Below are 206 nucleotides of genomic sequence, written 5' to 3'. Positions count from 1 at the left end.
GGCGCCGCCGGTGAACAACACGGTGGTGCTGCAGTCGTTCACGTTCCCGCACTACTCCGCGAAGCTGCGGCCGAAGGCGCTCCGGACGCTCAACGACCTGAAGGGGGCGCTGGCGACCGCGAAGGCCATCACGATCACCGGCTACACGGAGACGGACAGCAAGGGCAAGGCCGCGACCAAGGCCAACAAGCGCCTGGCGCTGAAGC

General features: G+C 68.0%; 1 protein-coding gene. It reads left to right on the top strand.

Annotated elements, in window-relative coordinates; translation table 11 throughout:
- Nucleotides 1-206, top strand: a 206-nt coding sequence (locus OP04_RS55315) for a hypothetical protein (RefSeq protein ID WP_198154340.1), incomplete at both ends; no start/stop codon positions are given.

This window comes from Catenuloplanes japonicus, from assembly GCF_000717135.1.
Lineage (GTDB): Bacteria > Actinomycetota > Actinomycetes > Mycobacteriales > Micromonosporaceae > Catenuloplanes > Catenuloplanes japonicus.
Note: the sequence above shows the minus strand (reverse complement) of the source record. Positions and strands in the feature narration are given on the sequence as shown.